Source organism: Streptomyces sp. NPDC030799, from assembly GCF_055572255.1.
In genome coordinates, this window is sequence record NZ_JBVIDS010000019.1 from 125,537 (window position 1) to 143,263 (window position 17,727).

At 71.1% G+C, this 17,727-nt stretch carries 16 protein-coding genes and 1 other RNA gene; 3 read left to right on the top strand and 14 right to left on the bottom strand.

The annotated features are described in order from the left end of the window. Nucleotides 1-61: 61 nt before the first annotated feature. From ACZ41I_RS37765 to ACZ41I_RS37790, 6 genes are all read right to left on the bottom strand, one after another. The gene (locus tag ACZ41I_RS37765) at nucleotides 62-343 is read right to left on the bottom strand and encodes an HU family DNA-binding protein (protein ID WP_023550134.1); all 282 of its coding nucleotides are present in this window, start codon (nucleotides 341-343) and stop codon (nucleotides 62-64) included. A gap of 331 nt (nucleotides 344-674) precedes the next feature. Continuing rightward, a complete protein-coding gene (locus ACZ41I_RS37770) occupies nucleotides 675-2,090 on the bottom strand; it encodes an NAD-dependent malic enzyme (RefSeq protein ID WP_363213887.1) in 1,416 nt (471 codons plus the stop codon). 388 nt (nucleotides 2,091-2,478) lie between these two features. Continuing rightward, a complete protein-coding gene (locus tag ACZ41I_RS37775; RefSeq protein WP_363213886.1) occupies nucleotides 2,479-4,830 on the bottom strand; it encodes a HelD family protein in 2,352 nt (783 codons plus the stop codon). Nucleotides 4,831-4,890: 60 nt separating this feature from the next. After that, nucleotides 4,891-5,673, bottom strand: coding sequence for an anti-sigma factor family protein (locus ACZ41I_RS37780; RefSeq protein ID WP_363213885.1), 783 nt, complete (start codon nucleotides 5,671-5,673; stop codon nucleotides 4,891-4,893). A gap of 50 nt (nucleotides 5,674-5,723) precedes the next feature. After that, the gene (locus ACZ41I_RS37785; RefSeq protein ID WP_030167252.1) at nucleotides 5,724-6,308 is read right to left on the bottom strand and encodes a sigma-70 family RNA polymerase sigma factor; all 585 of its coding nucleotides are present in this window, start codon (nucleotides 6,306-6,308) and stop codon (nucleotides 5,724-5,726) included. 218 nt (nucleotides 6,309-6,526) lie between these two features. Beyond that, nucleotides 6,527-7,120 (bottom strand): CGNR zinc finger domain-containing protein, encoded by a 594-nt coding sequence (locus ACZ41I_RS37790; RefSeq protein WP_468516277.1) that lies wholly within the window; start codon nucleotides 7,118-7,120, stop codon nucleotides 6,527-6,529. 317 nt (nucleotides 7,121-7,437) lie between these two features. On the opposite strand from ACZ41I_RS37790, the gene ACZ41I_RS37795 reads away from it, so the two are divergent. Beyond that, entirely contained in the window at nucleotides 7,438-7,977 is a 540-nt protein-coding gene (locus ACZ41I_RS37795) for a peptidoglycan-binding domain-containing protein (protein ID WP_363213883.1), read from the top strand. On the opposite strand, the gene ACZ41I_RS37800 is transcribed toward ACZ41I_RS37795, so the two are convergent. Further along, a complete protein-coding gene (locus ACZ41I_RS37800) occupies nucleotides 7,928-8,485 on the bottom strand; it encodes a helix-turn-helix domain-containing protein (protein ID WP_363213882.1) in 558 nt (185 codons plus the stop codon). The genes ACZ41I_RS37795 and ACZ41I_RS37800 overlap by 50 nt on opposite strands. Nucleotides 8,486-8,803: 318 nt before the next feature. On the opposite strand from ACZ41I_RS37800, the gene ACZ41I_RS37805 reads away from it, so the two are divergent. Continuing rightward, entirely contained in the window at nucleotides 8,804-9,328 is a 525-nt protein-coding gene (locus ACZ41I_RS37805) for a GNAT family N-acetyltransferase (protein ID WP_468516278.1), read from the top strand. A gap of 12 nt (nucleotides 9,329-9,340) precedes the next feature. On the opposite strand, the gene ACZ41I_RS37810 is transcribed toward ACZ41I_RS37805, so the two are convergent. The 3 genes from ACZ41I_RS37810 to ACZ41I_RS37820 form a co-directional block, all read right to left on the bottom strand. Beyond that, on the bottom strand, nucleotides 9,341-10,492 hold the full coding sequence (locus ACZ41I_RS37810) for a uroporphyrinogen-III synthase (protein ID WP_363213880.1): 1,152 nt from the start codon (nucleotides 10,490-10,492) through the stop codon (nucleotides 9,341-9,343). Nucleotides 10,493-10,579: 87 nt separating this feature from the next. Beyond that, a complete protein-coding gene (locus ACZ41I_RS37815; RefSeq protein WP_363213879.1) occupies nucleotides 10,580-11,959 on the bottom strand; it encodes a nitrate/nitrite transporter in 1,380 nt (459 codons plus the stop codon). 153 nt (nucleotides 11,960-12,112) lie between these two features. Continuing rightward, the gene (locus tag ACZ41I_RS37820) at nucleotides 12,113-13,084 is read right to left on the bottom strand and encodes a LysR family transcriptional regulator (RefSeq protein WP_468319843.1); all 972 of its coding nucleotides are present in this window, start codon (nucleotides 13,082-13,084) and stop codon (nucleotides 12,113-12,115) included. Nucleotides 13,085-13,168: 84 nt separating this feature from the next. Between ACZ41I_RS37820 and ACZ41I_RS37825 the strand changes: the two genes are divergently transcribed. Further along, on the top strand, nucleotides 13,169-14,383 hold the full coding sequence (locus ACZ41I_RS37825; RefSeq protein ID WP_468516279.1) for an MFS transporter: 1,215 nt from the start codon (nucleotides 13,169-13,171) through the stop codon (nucleotides 14,381-14,383). A 65-nt stretch (nucleotides 14,384-14,448) separates the two neighbouring features. Here the strand turns inward: ACZ41I_RS37825 and ssrA are convergent. The 4 genes from ssrA to ftsX all read right to left on the bottom strand — a co-directional run bounded on the left by ssrA (nucleotide 14,449) and on the right by ftsX (nucleotide 17,717). Beyond that, nucleotides 14,449-14,818, bottom strand: a transfer-messenger RNA (tmRNA) gene (gene ssrA / locus ACZ41I_RS37830). A 114-nt stretch (nucleotides 14,819-14,932) separates the two neighbouring features. After that, entirely contained in the window at nucleotides 14,933-15,475 is a 543-nt protein-coding gene (gene smpB / locus ACZ41I_RS37835; RefSeq protein ID WP_363213937.1) for an SsrA-binding protein SmpB, read from the bottom strand. A 69-nt stretch (nucleotides 15,476-15,544) separates the two neighbouring features. Beyond that, the gene (locus ACZ41I_RS37840) at nucleotides 15,545-16,729 is read right to left on the bottom strand and encodes a S41 family peptidase (RefSeq protein ID WP_468516280.1); all 1,185 of its coding nucleotides are present in this window, start codon (nucleotides 16,727-16,729) and stop codon (nucleotides 15,545-15,547) included. Between the two features lie 67 nt (nucleotides 16,730-16,796). Next, nucleotides 16,797-17,717, bottom strand: coding sequence for a permease-like cell division protein FtsX (gene ftsX, locus ACZ41I_RS37845; protein ID WP_363213875.1), 921 nt, complete (start codon nucleotides 17,715-17,717; stop codon nucleotides 16,797-16,799). Nucleotides 17,718-17,727: the final 10 nt, after the last annotated feature.

Genomic DNA, 17,727 nt, shown 5'->3' on the forward strand with positions numbered 1-17,727 from the left:
CACGGCGCTCCGGCAGAACGGCGCTCCGGTGGACCCGGCGCCCGAAGCGGAGCGCTTGCGCTTACTTGCCCTTGGCCGCTTCCTTGAGCTTGGAGCCCGCGGTGACCTTCACGCTGTAGCCGGCGGGGATGTTGATGGGCTCGCCGGTCTGCGGGTTGCGCGCGGTGCGAGCGGCACGGTGGGTGCGCTCGAAGGTCAGGAAGCCCGGGATGGTGACCTTCTCGTCGCCCTTGGCGACGATCTCGCCGACGGTCTCGGCGAACGCGGCCAGCACGGCGTCGGCGTCCTTGCGGGTCACCTCGGCGCGGTCGGCCAGCGCGGCCACCAGCTCACTGCGGTTCATGTTGTTACTCCCGTGTATTTCTTGCCGTTGGGGTGTGCCACGCGGCGGATCCGCCCGAGGCACTGCGATGCCGATGCGCTCGCGCCCAGGGACGCATCCTGCCCCTACCTGCGGCGGTAAAGCCAATCCGGCACCCGTAGGAGTCGTGAGAACACCCTGGGGAGTCACACGAAAGGCGCCCGCTCGGCGTCACCCTAGAGCGCGCCCGGCATCAGCTGGTTCCACGACGCGCCGGTGCAGGGGCCGCCGTGGTGATCCTCACAGCCCTTGCACAGTACGGTACGCCGTCACCCGGCCGACGCCCGGCCGCCGCTTTTCCTTCACCGGGCGACTAGACCGTCGCCCCGGCCGCCTTCGCCGCCTCGCGGACCGCTCCGGCGACCGCGCCCGCGACCTTGTCGTTGAAGACGCTGGGGATGATGTAGTTCGGGTTCAGCTCGTCCTCGGTCACCACGTCGGCCAGGGCCTTCGCGGCGGCGAGCATCATCTCGGTGTTGACGGTGCGGGACTGGGCGTCCAGCAGGCCACGGAAGACGCCCGGGAAGACCAGCACGTTGTTGATCTGGTTGGGGAAGTCGGAGCGGCCGGTGGCCACAACGGCCGCCGTCTGACGGGCGATTGCCGGGTCCACCTCGGGGTCGGGGTTCGCGAGCGCGAACACGATCGCACCGTCGGCCATGGCGGCCACGTCGGCGCCGTCCAGCACATTGGGAGCCGAGACACCGATGAACACGTCGGCGCCGCGCACGGCTTCCTTCAGGGTGCCGGTGAGGCCCTCGGGGTTGGTGTTGTCGGCGATCCAGCGCAGCGGCGAGTCGGCGGGGGCGTTCACCAGGTCCTCGCGGCGGGCGTGCACGACACCGTGGATGTCGGCGACGACGGCGTTCTTCACGCCGGCCGCGATGAGCAGCTTGAGGATGGCCGTCCCGGCCGCGCCGGCACCGGACATGACGACCCGGATGTTCTCGATCGCCTTGTCGGTGACGCGCAGGGCGTTGGTCAGGGCGGCGAGGACGACGATGGCGGTGCCGTGCTGGTCGTCGTGGAAGACGGGGATGTCGAGGGCCTCGCGCAGCCGGGCCTCGATCTCGAAGCAGCGGGGCGCGGAGATGTCCTCCAGGTTGATGCCGGCGAACCCGGGGGCGATCGCCTTGACGATCTCCACGATCGCGTCGCTGTCCTGGGTGTCCAGGCAGATCGGCCAGGCGTCGATGCCGGCGAAGCGCTTGAAGAGGGCCGCCTTGCCCTCCATGACGGGCAGGGCCGCCTTGGGTCCGATGTTGCCGAGGCCGAGCACGGCGGAGCCGTCCGTCACGACCGCAACGGAGTTGCGCTTGATGGTCAGCCGGCGGGCGTCCTCGGGGTTCTCGGCGATCGCCATGCAGACGCGGGCCACACCGGGCGTGTAGACCATGGAGAGGTCGTCACGGTTGCGGATGGGGTGCTTCGACGCCATCTCGATCTTGCCACCGAGGTGCATCAGGAACGTACGGTCGGAGACCTTGCCGAGGGTGACGCCCTCGATGCCGCGCAGCTGCTCGACGATCTCCTCGGCGTGCGCGGTCGAGGCGGCCGCGATGGTGACGTCGATACGGAGCTTCTCGTGTCCGGACGCGGTGACGTCGAGGCCGGTCACCGAGCCTCCGGAGGACTCCACGGCGGTGGTGAGCTGCGAGACGGCGGTTCCGCTCGCGGGCACCTCCAGCCGGATGGTCATCGAGTAGGAGACGCTGGGCGCCGTTGCCATGGCCGACTTCCTCTGCTTTCACCGTGTCGCGAGTTGTGCCGTCCGATCGTCGCACCTACCCGTGAGTACGTGATAGTCGCCCGGCATTGCGGACGTTTTGTTCACAGCAGGCGCACGGCCAGGCGCGCAGTTTCGGAAAATCACTTCCACCATACGAGAAACAATCAGACGGGGGAAGGGTCGTGCGTGGCAAAGAAAGAGGCCCACGTCACATTCGTGACGTGGGCCTCCCACGCTTACGACACCGACCCGCCATGCTCGCCTCGCGGCAAGTGGTCCCTCGCAGGGACAAAGGTTGGGCCCGGGGGCTTGGATCGGGCCGGTGCCGTCTCCAGGCTAACAAACGGATGCCGAGGACCATTCCCCCCGCGGGGAGTTCACAGAAAAGTCAGTCCCTCAGCAGATCCGGCACCCCGGCGGCGTCCGGCTCGTCCCGCTCCCCCGAGACCACCGTCAGCTGCTGCGTGGCCCGGGTCAGCGCCACGTACAGCACGCGCAGGCCGGCCGGGGACTCGTCGGCGATCTCGGCCGGGGACACGACCACCGTGGCGTCGTACTCCAGGCCCTTGGCTTCCAGGCTGCCGAGCGCCACCACCCGGTCGCCGAGCCCGGCCAGCCAGCGCCGGGCCTCCTCACGCCGGTTCATGGCGACGACCACGCCGACCGTGCCGTCGACGAGGTCCAGCAGCCGCTCGGCCTCGGCCCGCACGGTGCGCCCCAGCGACTCGGGTACGACCGTGAAGCGCGGCTGGACCCCGGTGGACCGCACCGCCCTGGGCGCCTCGGAGCCGGGCATGGCGAGCGCGAGCACCTTGGCGGCCAGCTCGGCGATCTCGGCCGGGTTGCGGTAGTTCACGGTGAGCTGGAAGCGGCGCCGGGGGCGGGTACCGAGGGCCTCGTCGCGGGCCTCGGCCGCCTCGTCCGGGTCGGACCAGGAGGACTGGGCCGGGTCGCCGACGACCGTCCAGGTGGCGTGCCGGCCACGGCGGCCGACCATGCGCCACTGCATCGGCGTGAGGTCCTGCGCCTCGTCCACGATGACGTGCGCGTACTCGGTGCGCTCCTGCGCGAGCCGCTCGGCCCGCTCCCGCTGGGTCTCCTCGCGCACCGGCATCAGCTCCTCCAGGCCGGTGAGCTGGTCCAGCGGGTCCAGCTCACGCCGCTTCTTCGGGCGGGCCGGGGCGCCGAGGATCGCCTGCAGCTCGTCCAGCAGGGCGATGTCGTGCACGGAGAGGCCGTCGCGCTGGAGCGACCGGGCCACCTTGCGGATCTCGCCGGGGTTGAGGATGCGGCGGGCCCAGCGGCCGAGCCGCTTCTCGTCGGCCATCGCGGCGAGCACCGCCCTCGGCGTCAGCTCCGGCCACCAGGCGTCGAGGAAGGCGAGGAAGGAGTCCTCGCTCGTGACGTCCTCGTCGAAGGAGGAGCGCAGCTCGGCGGCCAGCTCCGGGTCGGTGTGCCGGGCGGCCGCTCCGGACCTGGCCCACAGGGCGTCCAGGAGCAGCTTGCGGGCGCGCGGCCGGAGCAGGTTGACGGGCGCGGTGCCGCCGAGCGCGGTACGGCGGATCCGTTCCAGTTCCTGCGCCTCCAGCTCCAGACGGCGCCCGAAGGCGACGACGCGGAGCCGGGCCGGTGCCCCGGTGACCGTCTGCGGCCCGGCGTCCTCGTCCCGCACCGGAGCCGTGGGCCCCAGCTCCAGCGCGCCCCGGGCGGCCTTCCGCAGCACCTTCAGCATGCGGTACGAGCCCTTGGCGCGGGCCACGGACGGGGAGTCGTACACGGTGGCCTCGGCACCGTCGACCAGCGAGCCGATCGCACGGATCGCGACCTGGCCCTCCTCGCCGAGCGAGGGCAGCACGCCCTCGGTGTAGGCCACGAGCAGCGGGGTCGGCGAGACGATCAGGATGCCGCCCGCGTAGCGTCTGCGGTCCTGGTAGAGCAGGTAGGCCGCGCGGTGCAGGGCGACGGCGGTCTTGCCGGTGCCCGGACCGCCCTCCACATGGGTGATGGAGGCGGCGGGGGCGCGGATCACGAGATCCTGCTCGGCCTGGATGGAGGAGACGATGTCCCGCATGGTGTGGCTGCGGGCCTGGCCGAGGGCGGCCATGAGGGCGCCGTCGCCGATGACGGGCAGTTCGCGGCCGTCGAGGCGGGCGGTCAGCTCGGGCCGCATCAGATCGTCCTCGACGCCGAGGACCCGGCGTCCCTTGGACCGGATGACCCGGCGTCGTACGACCCGGCCGGGATCGACCGGGGTGGAGCGGTAGAAGGGCGCGGCGGCCGGTGCCCGCCAGTCGATGACCAGCGGGGAGTAGTCCTCGTCGAGGACGCCGATGCGGCCGATGTGCAGCGTCTCGGCGATGTCGGCGGTGTTGTCGGGCCGGACCGCGCCCTCCGCGGGCTCGACCGCCGTGTACGCGCCGTCGGGTCCCTTCTTCCCGTCCTTCCCGAGCAGCAGGTCGATCCGCCCGAAGAGGAAGTCCTCGAACTCGTTGTTGAGCCGGTTGAGGTGGATGCCGGCCCGGAAGACCTGCGCGTCCCGCTCGGCCAGCGCACCCGGGGTGCCGACCTGGCCGCGCTTGGCCGCGTCGTTCATCAGGAACTCTGCTTCGTGGATCTTCTCCTCCAGCCGCCGGTACACCCGGTCCAGGTGTTCCTGTTCGACGCTGATCTCCCGGTCACGGACGGAATCGTGTGCGTCGTGTACCGAGCCGACCGCGGACTGCTGAACCTGAGCGGCCACCGGGCCCCCTTCTGACGTGCTGGGCAGCCGTCAACCGTACGCGAAGGGGGCCCGTCGAAGCTACGAGTCCACTTGCACCAGCTTCTTGCCCTCGAAGGTCACGACCTCGAAGTGGTCGATCTCGTTCGGCTTGAAGGCCGCCGCACCGCCGATGTAGAGCGGTTTCCTGGACTCCGGGGTCTTCCCGTTCGGGATGCCGTAGCCCCAGTCCGGCACCGACCACGACGACATGGTCACGCGCTGACCGTTCTTCGCGACGAGCACCAGCGAACACTTCAGGGGGCCCTTGACGTTCTTCAGCTCCAGGACCGCCTGGGTGCCCCAGTCCTTCTGCGCCATGCCGACGGTGGCGCTGACCTGGGACGACGGGTCCGTGCCCGACTTCTTGTCGGGCATGGCGGAGAACGTGGTCTGGGCGCTGGAGGCGGCGACCTGGCTCCCGCCCCCGTCCGAGCCGCTGTTGACCGCCACCGCGGCCAGCGGCCCGGCGATGATCAGCGCGGCCGCCGCGGCGATCATGTAGAAGGAGCGCCGCCGCTTCTGGGCGCGCTTCTCCGCCACCTCGTCGACCAGCTTCTCCGCCAGCCGCGGGCCGGGCCTGGCGGACAGCGAGTCGCCGATCGCGGGGGTGCTGCCGGAGCCCGGCAGATCCGCGAGCGCGGCCAGCATCGGCTCCATCCCGGCCAGCTCGTCCAGCTGCTGGGCGCACCATTCACAGCCGGCGAGGTGCGCTTCAAAAGCGGTTGCCTCGGCGTCGTCGAGAATTCCGAGGGCGTAGGCGCCGACGGTCTCGTGCTCGTTCGGCACCGAAGATCCCGATGGGGGGTTCATAGGCCCAGACATACCCGGACCACCTGCCCCGAATCCCTGCATCCCCCCGTATCCGCTGCTCATCACGCCGTCACCCCCCGCTCCTCCAGTGCCAGCTTCATCGATCGCAGGGCGTAGAACACCCGAGAGCGCACCGTGCCGCTGGGGATACCCAGCGTCTCGGCCGCCTCATTGACCGTACGCCCCTTGAAGTACGTCTCCACGAGCACTTCCCGGTGGGCCGGGGTCAGGTCGTCGAGCGCGTCCGACAGCGTCATCAGCCACAGCGCCTTGTCGATCTCGTCCTCCGCGGGGATGACCTCCAGCGGCGACGGATCGACCTCCTGCGGCCGGGCCTGCCGGCTGCGGTGGCCGTCGATGACGATGCGGCGTGCGACCGTCACCAGCCAGGGGCGTACCGAACCGGTCGCCCGATTGAGCTGACCGGCGTTCTTCCAGGCACGGATGAGCGTTTCCTGTACGACGTCCTCGGCGCGCTGCCGGTCACCGGCGACGAGGCGCAGGACATACGCGAGCAAGGGTCCGGCGTGCTCTCGATACAGGGCACGCATCAACTCCTCGTCAGGTTCCGAGGGCTGTGAGGACATGCGATGTCGGGCCCTCGATCCACGTTCATTGGCCACGGCCGCATCCTTGCGCACGCCCACCTCCGGTGTCCGGGGGTTCCCCCAGTCGGTCGCTCGCCCACCCGTACGGAGAGAAGCGGCGCGGTGTTCAAACGGAGGTGACAGATTTCTTCGGAGTGACGTGACGAGCGGGACATGCACGCATAATCCCACCGCCTGATCTTTACATTTCCGACACATCGCCGGGGGCTCCCGGGAGATGCCCGTGTACCAGCCACCGAAACTCGCTGTAACGGAAATCACGCTCGGGCGAGAGCGGCCCGCCGCCGGTGCCGGGCCACCCGCTCCCGGTTGCCGCAGACCTCACTGGAGCACCATCGCCGGCGCCGCCCCCGGGAGGTGTCCAGGTAGACGAGCGGGCAGTTGTCCCCCTCGCACTCCCGCACGGCCGCCCGAGCGACGGGATCGGTGAGCAGCTCCACGGCGTCCCGCGCGACGAGCGCGAGCAGCGCCGCGCAGGTCGGCGGGTCGGCCAACTCCCGCACCAGACCGCCCCCTTCACGGCATACGGCACGCAGGGCCGGAGGCGCGGGACGGGCGGCTTCGTTGACCCGTCCGAGCGCCCGCGCCTGCGAGGACGAGTCCGGCACGCGGGAGTCGGGCACCAACTGCCCGATGTGCGCCCGTAGTTCCCGGAACCCCACGAGCCAGGAGGCGTCGGCGTGACCGAGCTCCGTCCCCTCCGGCACCAGCCCGGCCCCGCCGATCCACCCGCACAACGCCTCCACGCCGTCCAGCCGTTCGACCGGATGCGTGGTCGCGAGGAGATCGAGACAGATCCGTCCGGCGTCGAACCGCAGTTCGTACGGGGACGTGGCCGTACCCAGTGCCATGCGCCTGTCACCGCCTAGGCAGGAAGCGTGGGGTCTCCTCTTCACAGTGCCTGCCCGCAGACGTCTCCGGAACCCCTCGTACCGCCCGGGGCACGACCCGGCCGTCACCGCGCCGTCCCCCGGCCCACGGGGTTCTCCGTCCGGCCCGTCCCCGGCGGGGACCGCGCAGCCCGAAGCGCGGGTCGTCCCCGTCCGGTCCGGATACCCCGTCGGCCCTCGCCGCCCCCGCTCACGGCCGCGAGTCTTTGTCCTGCGAAAGCACCGCGAGCCGCCCCAGAGAAGACCCGGGGGGACGGCGGCCCAGAAAGGAAACGTTCATGAGCACGCGCACCCGGATCGTCGCGCTGGCGACGGCCGCGCTGCTGGGCGCCGGAGCCACCGGCATCGCCCTGGCGCCCACCGCCAACGCCGCCTCGTACCACGGCATCGACGGCGGCGGCGCCGTCACCGACGACTGGCAGGACGAGGAGGACCTCGGCCTCGACGACTACGCCCAGAGCAACGCCACGGCCCTGTGGGAGACCGTCCTGTACGCGGACGGCGCCCAGTGGCAGGACGACGACGGCGACTGGCACAGCTTCAAGAAGAGCCAGATCGACGGCTCGTTCGGCCCGGAGACGGAATCGGCGACCCAGTGGTGGCAGGAGCACTACCACCTCTCGGACGACGACGGTGTCGTCACCGACCAGAGCTGGGCGTTCGCCCAGCGGTGGCTCGTCGGCCCGTCCTCCGGCGGCGTCGTCACGTACAAGGGCGACGCACGGAACGTCACCTTCAAGCGGATCGGCGGCAAGTACCGGGTGCGGATCAAGGGCTCCGGTCCATGGCGGCTCGCGTACTACGACAAGCTCGGCTGAGCACACGGCCGGCCCGCGGGCGGGCGATCGTACGGTCCCCCGCCCTACGGGGCAGCGCCCACAGCAGCCCCGCCCCCAGCAGCACGCCGACGGCGAACGCGGCCAGCGCCGCCGTCCGCCACCGCCCGTGCCCGGCGCCGCACGGCTGCGGCTCGCCCCCGGTCCCGGTTTCGGCTTCCGGCGGCGCCGCGAACTCTCGCAGCACTGCGGACTCCGGCGGCGGCACGGGCTCCGGCGCGCCCTGCGGCCATGCCTGTCCGGCCAGCTCCCACAGCGCCAGCAGCCGCGCCTGATCCGCTCCCGCCAGTCGGCACAGCACCTGCACCGCTCCCCTCGGCGGCAGTTTGGACCCGCTGAGATACCGCTGCCAGGACGACTTGCTGTACGCGGTCCGCCGGGCCAGTTCGGCGAGGCTGAGTCCGGTACGGCCCTTCAGCAGGCGCAGTTGCCCGACCAGGTGCCGGCACTCTCTCGGCAGCGAATCCGGCAGGGGCCGCCAGCGTGTCATCCTCGTCCCCCCGAGTGCCGGCCGCCCCGTCTCCGGGTGCGGCGCCTCCCCACCACCGTCCGGCGTCAGCCTGACGCCCGGCCGAAAACATCCGGCAGAGCGCACACCCGGCACCCCGGAGCACCCGAGGTCGCACGTGCGCGGCCGGGCGGGGCGGCAAGGCCCGGACGGTGGAGGAAGAGCCCCGAGTGGCGAACCGAGCACCCCCCGCGACGGGCCACGACCCCTCGCCGCTCGGCCCGTTGCTGTGCCGCGGTCCCCCCAACGTCGTACGGCGGCCGGACGTCTTGGGGGCACTTCGGTGGGTACAGTCGGACGATGCCCGAGCTGCAGCGGCTGCACGCCTGCCACGCCCCGGCGGTCCTGGCCTTCGAGCTGGCGAACCGCGCCTACTTCGCGGCCTCGGTCTCCGACCGGGGTGACGCGTACTTCGAGCAGTTCACCGAGCGGTACGACGCCCTGCTGGCGGAGCAGGAGGCCGGCGTCTGCGCCTTCCACGTGCTCGTCGCCGAGGACGGTTCGGTGCTGGGCAGGTTCAACCTGGTCGACATCACCGACGGCACGGCGGAACTCGGCTACCGGGTCGCCCGGCACGTCACCGGCCGCGGCGTGGCGACGGCGACCGTCCGGGAACTGTGCCGGCCGGCGGCGGAACGCCATGGACTGCACACGGTCAGGGCGGCCACGGCCCTGGAGAACACCGCGTCCCGGAGGGTGCTGACGAAAGCCGGCTTCCTCGCGGTCGGACCGGCCGACCCGTCCGAGGTCGGGGGCAGGCCGGGGACCTGGTACCAGCTCAGCCTGCCGCTTCCGCCGCGTACGCCAGGAACTCCGCCCAGGTGACCGGGCTCCGGCTCACGCGTCCGCGTACTTCGCGTCCGTGGCGGGGTCCAGCGCCAGCCGGTACCCGCGCTTGACCACCGTCTGGATCAGCTTGGGCGCCCCCAGCGCCGTGCGGAGACGGGCCATCGCCGTTTCCACGGCGTGTTCGTCGCGGCCCGCGCCCGGCAGTGCGCGCAGGAGGTCCGCCCGGGGGACGACCCAGCCGGGGCGGCGGGACAGGGCCCGGAGCAGGGACATGCCGGCCGGCGGGACCGGCTTCAGCGCGCCGTCGACCAGGACCGCGTGGCCGCGGATCTCCACCCGGTGGCCGGCGATCGGCAGGGCGCGGGCGCGGGCCGGGAGTTCCTGGCACAGGAGCTGGACGAGGGGGCCCAGGCGGAAGCGTCCCGGCTGGATCGTGTCCACGCCCTGCGCCTGGAGCGGAAGGGCGGTCACCGGGCCCACGCAGGCCGGCAGGACGTCGTGGGCGAGCGCCGACAGCAGGTCCGGCAGGAGGCCTCGGGTCTCCGCCCGCTCCAGCAGGGACGCCGCCGCGGGGGCGCTCGTGAACGTGAGCGCGTCCAGGGACCGGGACACGGCCGCGTCCAGGAGCCGGTCCAGCGGCGTGATGTCCTCCGGGGGCATCCACCGGTACACCGGGACCGGGACGACCTCCGCTCCGCCGGCCCGGAGGGACTCGACGAAGCCCGGGAGCGGTTCGCCGTGCAGCTGTACGGCTATGCGGCGGCCGTCGACGCCCTCCGCCAGCAGGCGGTCCAGGACCTCGGCCAGGGACTCCGAGCACGGGGACCACTCCTCGGTCAGGCCGACCGCCCGGATCGCTCCCTTGACCTTGGGTCCCCGGGCCAGCAGCTCCGCGCCGCGCAGCCGTCCGAGCAGCTGCTCGCCCAGGCCCCAGCCGTCGGCGGCCTCGATCCAGCCCCGGAAGCCGATCGCCGTGGTGGCCACGACCACGTCCGGCACCTGGTCGATGATCTCCTTGGTCGCGGCGAGGAGTTCGCCGTCGTCGGCCAGCGGCACGATACGCAGGGCGGGGGCGTGCAGGACCGCTGCACCGCGCCGCTGGAGCAGGGCGCCCAGCTCGTCGGCACGGCGCGCGGCGGTGACGCCCACGGTGAATCCCGCGAGCGGACCGTGCTCGGAATGCTGCTCTACGTCGTACATGGGGCTCTCCTAGCTGACCGGCGCGCGAATCGAGCCTGTCAACGGCGCGTGACAGGCTCGGTTCGGCTTGATGTCACCGGTGTTACGTCACACTTCCACGTAGCTGAGCTGCTGCTTTGCCTCAGCTGTGGGCTCCGTCTGTTCCTGCCCGGCCGGGCGGCGAAGGTATACGGCCCACGTCACCGCGAAGCAGACGCCGTAGAAGGCGAGGAAGGCGACGAATGCGCCGGTGCCGGAGCCGTAGGACAGGAAGGACTGGCGGAAGGCCAGGTTGATGCCGACTCCGCCGAGCGCTCCGACGGCGCCGATGAGGCCCATGGAGGCGCCGGAGAGGCGGCGGCCGTGGGCTGCGGCGGCCTCTCCCGTCAGCCCCTTCGCCAGGGCCTTGGCCTGGAAGATGCCGGGGATCATCTTGTACGTCGACCCGTTCCCGAGCCCGCTGAGCACGAACAGGACGACGAAGACGGACACGAACAGCGGCAGCGACTTCTGCATGCTGGCGACGATCAGCACGGCGGTGGCGGCGGCCATGCCGACGTAGTTCCACAGGGTGATGCGAGCACCGCCGTAACGGTCGGCGAGCCAGCCGCCGACGGGACGGATCAGGGAGCCGAGCAGCGGGCCGATGAAGGTCAGGTAGGCGGCCTGCAGGGGCGTACGGCCGAACTGGTTCGTCAGGACCTGGCCGAAGGCGAAGCTGTAGCCGATGAAGGAGCCGAAGGTGCCGATGTAGAGGAAGGACATGATCCAGGTGTGGGCGTCCTTCGCGGCGTCCTTGGCCGCGCCCGTGTCGTTCTTCACCGTCGCCAGGTTGTCCATGAAGAGGGCGGCGAGCGTGGCGGCGACGACGATCAGCGGGATGTAGATCCCGAGCAGGACGCGCGGGCCGCCGCTCGCGCCGATGATGGCGAGGGCGACCAGCTGGATGACCGGCACGCCGATGTTGCCGCCGCCCGCGTTCAGACCCAGCGCCCAGCCCTTCTTCCTGAGCGGGAAGAAGGCGTTGATGTTGGTCATGGAGGAGGCGAAGTTGCCGCCGCCGATGCCGGCCAGCAGGCCGACGAGGAGGAAGGTGGTGAAGGACGTTCCCGGCTCCATCACCACGAACGCGGCCACGGTCGGGATCAGCAGCAGGCTCGCCGAGATGATCGTCCAGTTACGGCCGCCGAAGACGGCGACGGCGAAGGTGTAGGGGATGCGGACGACGGCGCCGACGAGCGTGACCATCGAGGTCAGCAGGAACTTGTCGGCGGGGGTGAGACCGTACGCCGGGCCCATGAAGAGGACGAGGACGGACCACAGGGCCCAGACGGAGAAACCGATGTGCTCGGAGAGGACGGAGAACCAGAGGTTCCGGTTGGCGACCTTCTGCCCGGTCGCCTTCCAGAATCCCTCGTCCTCCGGGTCCCAGCGCTCGATCCAGCGGCCACTGCGACGGGTTGGGGCTGTTGGGGCTGGGGCTGTCATCACGCCTCCACGGGGCTCCGGCTGCTCGGTCTGCCGTCGACCTGCCATCGACTGACTCAGCCCGAAGGTAGGGAGGGCGCGTTTCCTGCCTGTGGCTGTGAATGACCGCAAGGGAACGTTGCTCTCACTCACCGCCCCCGTGCCCGGTGAGGGTCATCCAGTCGTGTGCATGACATCCGCATCGGCGGCCGGCATCCAGCTCCCGGCGGGCCGCCGCAGCCACCCCTGAGCCCGTGCCAGCTCGGCCGCCGCCCGGCGCAGCGCGTCCAGTGCGGGATGGACCAGTCCCTTCCGCCACACCAGGGAGACCGGCGACAGCGGGACGGGGTCGACGAGGGCCCGGCGCACCGTGCGGGGCATCGGCGGAAAGTCCACCACCGCCAGCACGGGGTGGCGGGTCTTGGCCATGATCCGCTCGAACTCCTCGTCCCCGAAGGCCGGCGGAAGGGGGGCGGCGAGCCGGATGCCGCGTCCCTCGAAGAGCCGTCCCGCCAGGTCGGTCCACTCCAGGGTGCGCGGGTTCCCGGCGCCGGCGTACACCGTCTCGCCGGCCAGCGCGGCCAGGGGCACTTCGGCGAGGGGGGCCAGCGGATGGTCCTCGGGCAGTACGACGGCCATCGGCTCGTAGCGCACCGGCTGCTGCTCCAGCGCGGACCGCAGCGCCGGGTCCAGGCCGGTGAAACGGCCGAAGGAGGCGTCCAGCCGGCCGGCCAGCAGTTCGCCGGCGGCTCCGGTCAGGCCACTCTCGTAGCGGGCCAGCAGCTCGCACTCGGGGGCCAGTTCACGAGCCCGGTGCAGCACCCGGCGGCCGGTGACCAGGCCCGGCGTGTTGAGGTCCACCAGCAGCGGGCGGGACTGGCCGGGACCGAAGGCGGCGAGCAGGTCGTCCTGGGCGGCGAGGACCCGCCGGGCGTGCGGCAGCAGACGCGTACCGTCCGCGGTCAGCGTCACCTGCCGGGTCGTCCGCACGAACAGCTCCACCTCCAACTCCCGCTCCAGGCGCCGCACATCCCTGCTGAGCGCCTGCTGGGCGACGTACAGGCGGGCCGCGGCGCGGGTGAAGTGCAACTCCTCTGCGACGACGACGAAGGCGCGCAGGAGTCGTGGGTCCAGGTGGGCGGGCATGGCCGTGAACTTACAACACAGGTGAGTGAATCAGCGCGGAGAAGGTGTTGGACCCCTTGATCCACCGAGGGCGAGGGTGGCTCCATGCCCTCGGTCATATCCACCACCCACAGCTACCGCCGCCTCTTCCGCCTCCCCGGCACCCGCGCCTTCACCACCGGCAACCTCCTCGCCCGGCTGCCCATGGGCATGTTCAGCGTGAGCGCCGTCGTGATGATCGCCGGGTCGCGGGGCTCGTACGCCCTGGCCGGTGCCGTCACCGCGACCGGTCTCGCGGTGACCGCGCTGGCCGGGCCCTGGATCGCCCGGCTCGTCGACCGGCACGGGCAGGCCCGCATCGCCGTACCGGCCACGCTCGCGTCCGTGCTCGGCAGCCTCGCGTTGCTGCTGTGCGTGCGCCACGGCACCCCGGACTGGACGCTCTTCGCCGCCTACGCCCTCACCGCGACCACCCCGAACATCGGCGGCCTCTCCCGCGCCCGCTGGGCCCACCTGCTGCGCGACGAGCCCGGCGCGCTGCACACCGCCAACTCCTTCGAGCAGGCCGCCGACGAACTGTGCTTCATGCTCGGCCCGGTGCTGGCCTCCTTCCTCACCGGCACGTTCTTCCCGGAGGCGGGCACGCTCACCGGCGCCGTGCTGCTGCTGTCCGGCATGCTGCTGTTCACCGCCCAGCGAGCCACCGAGCCACCGCCGCGGGCCCGCTCACAGGCGCCCTCGCCGCTGCGCAGCCCCGGCATCCCGCCGCTGCTGGCCTGCTTCCTCGCAACCGGCGCGGTGTTCGGCTCGATGGAGGTCGTCACGATCGCCTACGCCGACGCGCAGGGACACCGGTCGGCGGCCGGCGCCGTGCTCGCCCTGCAGGCGGCGGGGTCGTGCGCGGCGGGTCTGGCGTACGGCGCGCTGAAGCCGACAGGGCTGCGGCTGAGCCACTGCCTGACGGGGATGGCCGTACTGATGACACTGCCGTGGGCGGCCGCCGGCCTCACCGGCTCGCTGTGGACGCTGGCGGGCGCGCTGCTGGTCGCGGGCATGGCGACGGCGCCGACGATGGTGACGGCGATGACGCTGGTGCAGCGGCGGACCCCGGCCGACCGGCTCAATGAAGGGATGAGCCTGATGGTGACCGCCCTGCTCACCGGGATCGCCTGCGGCTCGGCGGCGGGGGGCTGGACGGCGGAGCACCTCTCCCCCGTCTCCGCGTACGCCGTACCCGTGGCCGCCGCTGCCCTCGCCCTCGGGTTGGCCACACTCACCGGCGCCGGCCGGGTGCAGCCCCAGCGGTACGGCTGCCCATGACGACGGCCCCGCCGCTGAAAAGCGACGGGGCCGTTGCCCACATGGGGTGAACCCCCGGAGGGGCTTGGTGGAGATGGCGGGAATCGAACCCGCGTCCAACGGTGCGGAATCAGGGCTTCTCCGTGTGCAGTCCGCTTCGCTTTTCTCGGCCCCGGAGATCACGCGGACAAGTCTCCGACGGGCTCAGTCACTGTTTGATTTCCCTCTACGCCCCGTGACCGGGTCTAGAGGTTTAGTTCCCTAGCTGATGCCAGGATCCGGGTCGGGAACAGCCCCGGGCTGACACTTCGCAAGTCGCTGCTTAGGCAGCGAGGGCGAAGGAATCGCGCTTGGTGTTGGCGATTATTTTTTGCGACATATGGTTTACGAGATCATTGCCGCTTCCTCGACACGCTTCCCCTGCTTCGACAGCCGCTGTCGAAACCGATCATCCCCATGTTGATTTTTCAATCCCTCCGTATGGAGGGTGCCGCACTCTCCGTGGAGTGCACTGCCATCGTACGTGACCAACGCACGACGATGCCAGCCTATTCCCCGGCGGCCGGCCGGCTACATGCCGCGCTGCCTGCGCTTCGCCGCCGCGATCGCCCGGTCCGACTCCCGCCGGTCCTGCTTCTCCCGCAGCGTCTGCCGCTTGTCGTACTCCTTCTTGCCCCGTGCGAGGGCGATCTCGGCCTTCGCCCGGCCGTCCTTGAAGTAGATGGCGAGGGGCACGATCGTGTGACCCGTCTCCTGGGACTTCGACTCCAGCTTGTCGATCTCCTCGCGGTGCAGGAGCAGCTTGCGCTTGCGGCGCGCGGAGTGGTTGGTCCAGCTGCCCTGGTGATACTCGGGGATGTGGGCGTTGTGCAGCCACGCCTCACCGCGGTCGATCTGGACGAAGCCGTCGGTCAGCGAGGTCCGCCCCTCGCGCAGCGACTTGACCTCGGTGCCCATGAGCACGAGCCCGGCCTCGTAGGTGTCGATGATCGCGTAGTCGTGCCGGGCCTTCTTGTTCTGGGCGACGATCTTGCGCTTGCCGCCCTTCTCGCCGTCCCTGGCCTTGGCGGCCCCGCCGCCCTGCTTGGGCTGGGACTCCTTCGGTACGTACATTCCCTTGCTCATAGTGCCGACCATTTTCGCACTACGGAGGGGCCATGCGTACAGCCGATTAACACGGGGCTACGAGGGGTTGCCCAGGCCCGTGAGCACGGTCTGGGCCCGCCGCAGGGACTCGCCCGGCGCCGCCTCCAGGTCCGGGGTGATGCCCCGGCCGTCGACGGTGTGGCCGGAGGGAGTGCGGTAGTGGCCGACCGTCAGCTCGGCCACCGAGCCGTCAGGGAGTTTCGTCGGCATCTGGATGGAGCCCTTGCCGAAGGTGCGCGAGCCGATCACCACCGCACGGCCCCGGTCCTGCAGGGCCCCCGTGAGCAGCTCGGCCGCGCTCATCGTGCCGCCGTCGACCAGGGTGACCAGCGGCCGGGCGGTGTCGCCGCCGGGCTCGGCGTGCAGCGAGCGCGGGGCGCCGTCGACGTCGTAGGTGGCGACCAGGCCGCCGTCGAGGAACGCGGAGGAGGTCTCCACCGCCTCGGTGACCAGTCCGCCGGAGTTGCCGCGCAGGTCCAGGACGATCCCGCCGTCGGCCGGCACCTGCCGTACCGCGGCGTGGACGGCGTCCCCGGTGCCCTTGGTGAACGCGGCGATCTTGATGACGGTGACCCCGCCGGGCAGTCTGCTCACCGTCACGGAGTGGGTGGACAGGCTGGCCCGGCGCAGTTTCTCGGTCCACGCGCGCGTGCCGCGTTGCAGACCCAGGGTGACGGTCGTACCGGCGGCCGCGTCGTCGGCGTCGCCGCGCAGTAAGGAGACGACCTCGGTGACCGGCCGTCCGTCGACCTTGCGGCCGTCGACGCTGCGCAGCCGGTCGCCCGTGCGGACCCCCGCCTCGGCGGCGGGCGAGCCGGGCTGCACCTTGGTCACCTCGATCCGGCCGTCCCGGTCGCTGCGCGCCCACAGCCCGACGCCGGTGTACCGGCCGTCGAGGGCGTCCTGGAACTCCTGGTACTCGCCTTCGGAGTAGACGGCGCCCCAGCGGTCCCCGCTGCGGCTGACGGCCCGCTCGGCGGCCTCCATCGGGGACTTGCCGTCGGCCATCGCCTCGGCGGCGGCCTTCTGCACGTCCTCGTGCCGGGTGGCCGACGGCACCGGCCCGGAGGCGGCCCTGCGCGCGGGGGTACCGGTCTCCGGGAAGGAGCCGGTGGCGGCGCCGGCGACCAGAACGCCGGCGAAGACCAATGTCAGGGCGGCCCCGCGGCGGATGCGACGGGGCTGGCTGAACAGGTCTCCGCACAGCTCTCGGCCTGACATGGCGGTGAGTCTAGGACAACGCGAAGGGCCGTACGGCCGGATGCCCGTACGGCCCTCTTGGCATGCGTCACACCTTCAGGTACTTGCGCAGCGCGAAGAACGCCGCCAGCGACGGCATCACCACGCTCGTGGCGAGGATCAGCGGCAGCTTGGTCAACACCGCGTCCCAGCCGACGAAGTTGATGAGCTGGAGCTTGTGGGACAGGGCCATGCCGTGGTCGATCGTGAAGTACCGGCCGACCACGAGGGCCACACAGGCGAGCCCGCCGCCGATGAGCCCGGCGACCGCGGCCTCGGCGATGAACGGCGCCTGGATGTAGAAGCCCGAGGCGCCGACCAGCCGCATGATCCCGGTCTCACGCCGGCGGCTGAACGCCGAGACACGCACGGTGTTGACGATCAGCAGCAGGGCGACGATCAGCATCAGCGCCATCACGCCGAGCGCGCCCCGGTTCATCAGGTTCAGCAGCGTGAAGAGGTTGTCCAGGATGCCCTTCTGGTCCTGCACGGACTGCACGCCGGCGCGTCCGTTGAAGGCCGACGCGATGACCTGGTACTTCTGCGGGTCCTTGAGCTTGATCCGGTACGACTCCTGCATCTGGTCCGGCGTGAGCGATCCGGCCAGCGGGGAGTTGCCGAACTGCTCCTTGTAGTGCTTGTACGCCTGGTCCTGCGACTCGTAGGAGACCTTCTCGACGACCGACGTCATCTTGTTCAGGTCATCGAGGATCTGCTTCTTCTGGTCCGCCGTGACCGCGCCCTTGGCGCAGTTGACGTCCGATTCGGCGTCGTGCTTGTTGCACAGGAAGATCGAGACGTTGACCTTGTCGTACCAATAGCCCTTCATGGTGCTCACCTGGTCGCTCATCAGCAGCGAGCCGCCGAAGAGGGACAGGGAGAGGGCGACGGAGACGATGACGGCGAAGGTCATCGTCAGATTGCGGCGGAGACCGACACCGATCTCCGACAGGACGAACTGGGCGCGCATGGCGTCTGGT

What these genes read in the sequence shown, in the direction of transcription:
- ACZ41I_RS37815 (WP_363213879.1), bottom strand. Translation starts at nt 11,959, where the DNA reads ATGACAGCCCCAGCCCCAACAGCCCCAACCCGTCGCAGTGGCCGCTGG.
- ACZ41I_RS37790 (WP_468516277.1), bottom strand. Translation starts at nt 7,120, where the DNA reads ATGGCACTGGGTACGGCCACGTCCCCGTACGAACTGCGGTTCGACGCC.
- ACZ41I_RS37820 (WP_468319843.1), bottom strand. Translation starts at nt 13,084, where the DNA reads ATGCCCGCCCACCTGGACCCACGACTCCTGCGCGCCTTCGTCGTCGTC.
- smpB (WP_363213937.1), bottom strand. Translation starts at nt 15,475, where the DNA reads ATGTACGTACCGAAGGAGTCCCAGCCCAAGCAGGGCGGCGGGGCCGCC.
- ACZ41I_RS37765 (WP_023550134.1), bottom strand. Translation starts at nt 343, where the DNA reads ATGAACCGCAGTGAGCTGGTGGCCGCGCTGGCCGACCGCGCCGAGGTG.
- ACZ41I_RS37780 (WP_363213885.1), bottom strand. Translation starts at nt 5,673, where the DNA reads ATGTCTGGGCCTATGAACCCCCCATCGGGATCTTCGGTGCCGAACGAG.
- ACZ41I_RS37810 (WP_363213880.1), bottom strand. Translation starts at nt 10,492, where the DNA reads ATGTACGACGTAGAGCAGCATTCCGAGCACGGTCCGCTCGCGGGATTC.
- ACZ41I_RS37770 (WP_363213887.1), bottom strand. Translation starts at nt 2,090, where the DNA reads ATGGCAACGGCGCCCAGCGTCTCCTACTCGATGACCATCCGGCTGGAG.
- ACZ41I_RS37840 (WP_468516280.1), bottom strand. Translation starts at nt 16,729, where the DNA reads ATGTCAGGCCGAGAGCTGTGCGGAGACCTGTTCAGCCAGCCCCGTCGC.
- ACZ41I_RS37825 (WP_468516279.1), top strand. Translation starts at nt 13,169, where the DNA reads ATGCCCTCGGTCATATCCACCACCCACAGCTACCGCCGCCTCTTCCGC.
- ACZ41I_RS37795 (WP_363213883.1), top strand. Translation starts at nt 7,438, where the DNA reads ATGAGCACGCGCACCCGGATCGTCGCGCTGGCGACGGCCGCGCTGCTG.
- ftsX (WP_363213875.1), bottom strand. Translation starts at nt 17,717, where the DNA reads ATGCGCGCCCAGTTCGTCCTGTCGGAGATCGGTGTCGGTCTCCGCCGC.
- ACZ41I_RS37805 (WP_468516278.1), top strand. Translation starts at nt 8,804, where the DNA reads ATGCCCGAGCTGCAGCGGCTGCACGCCTGCCACGCCCCGGCGGTCCTG.
- ACZ41I_RS37800 (WP_363213882.1), bottom strand. Translation starts at nt 8,485, where the DNA reads ATGACACGCTGGCGGCCCCTGCCGGATTCGCTGCCGAGAGAGTGCCGG.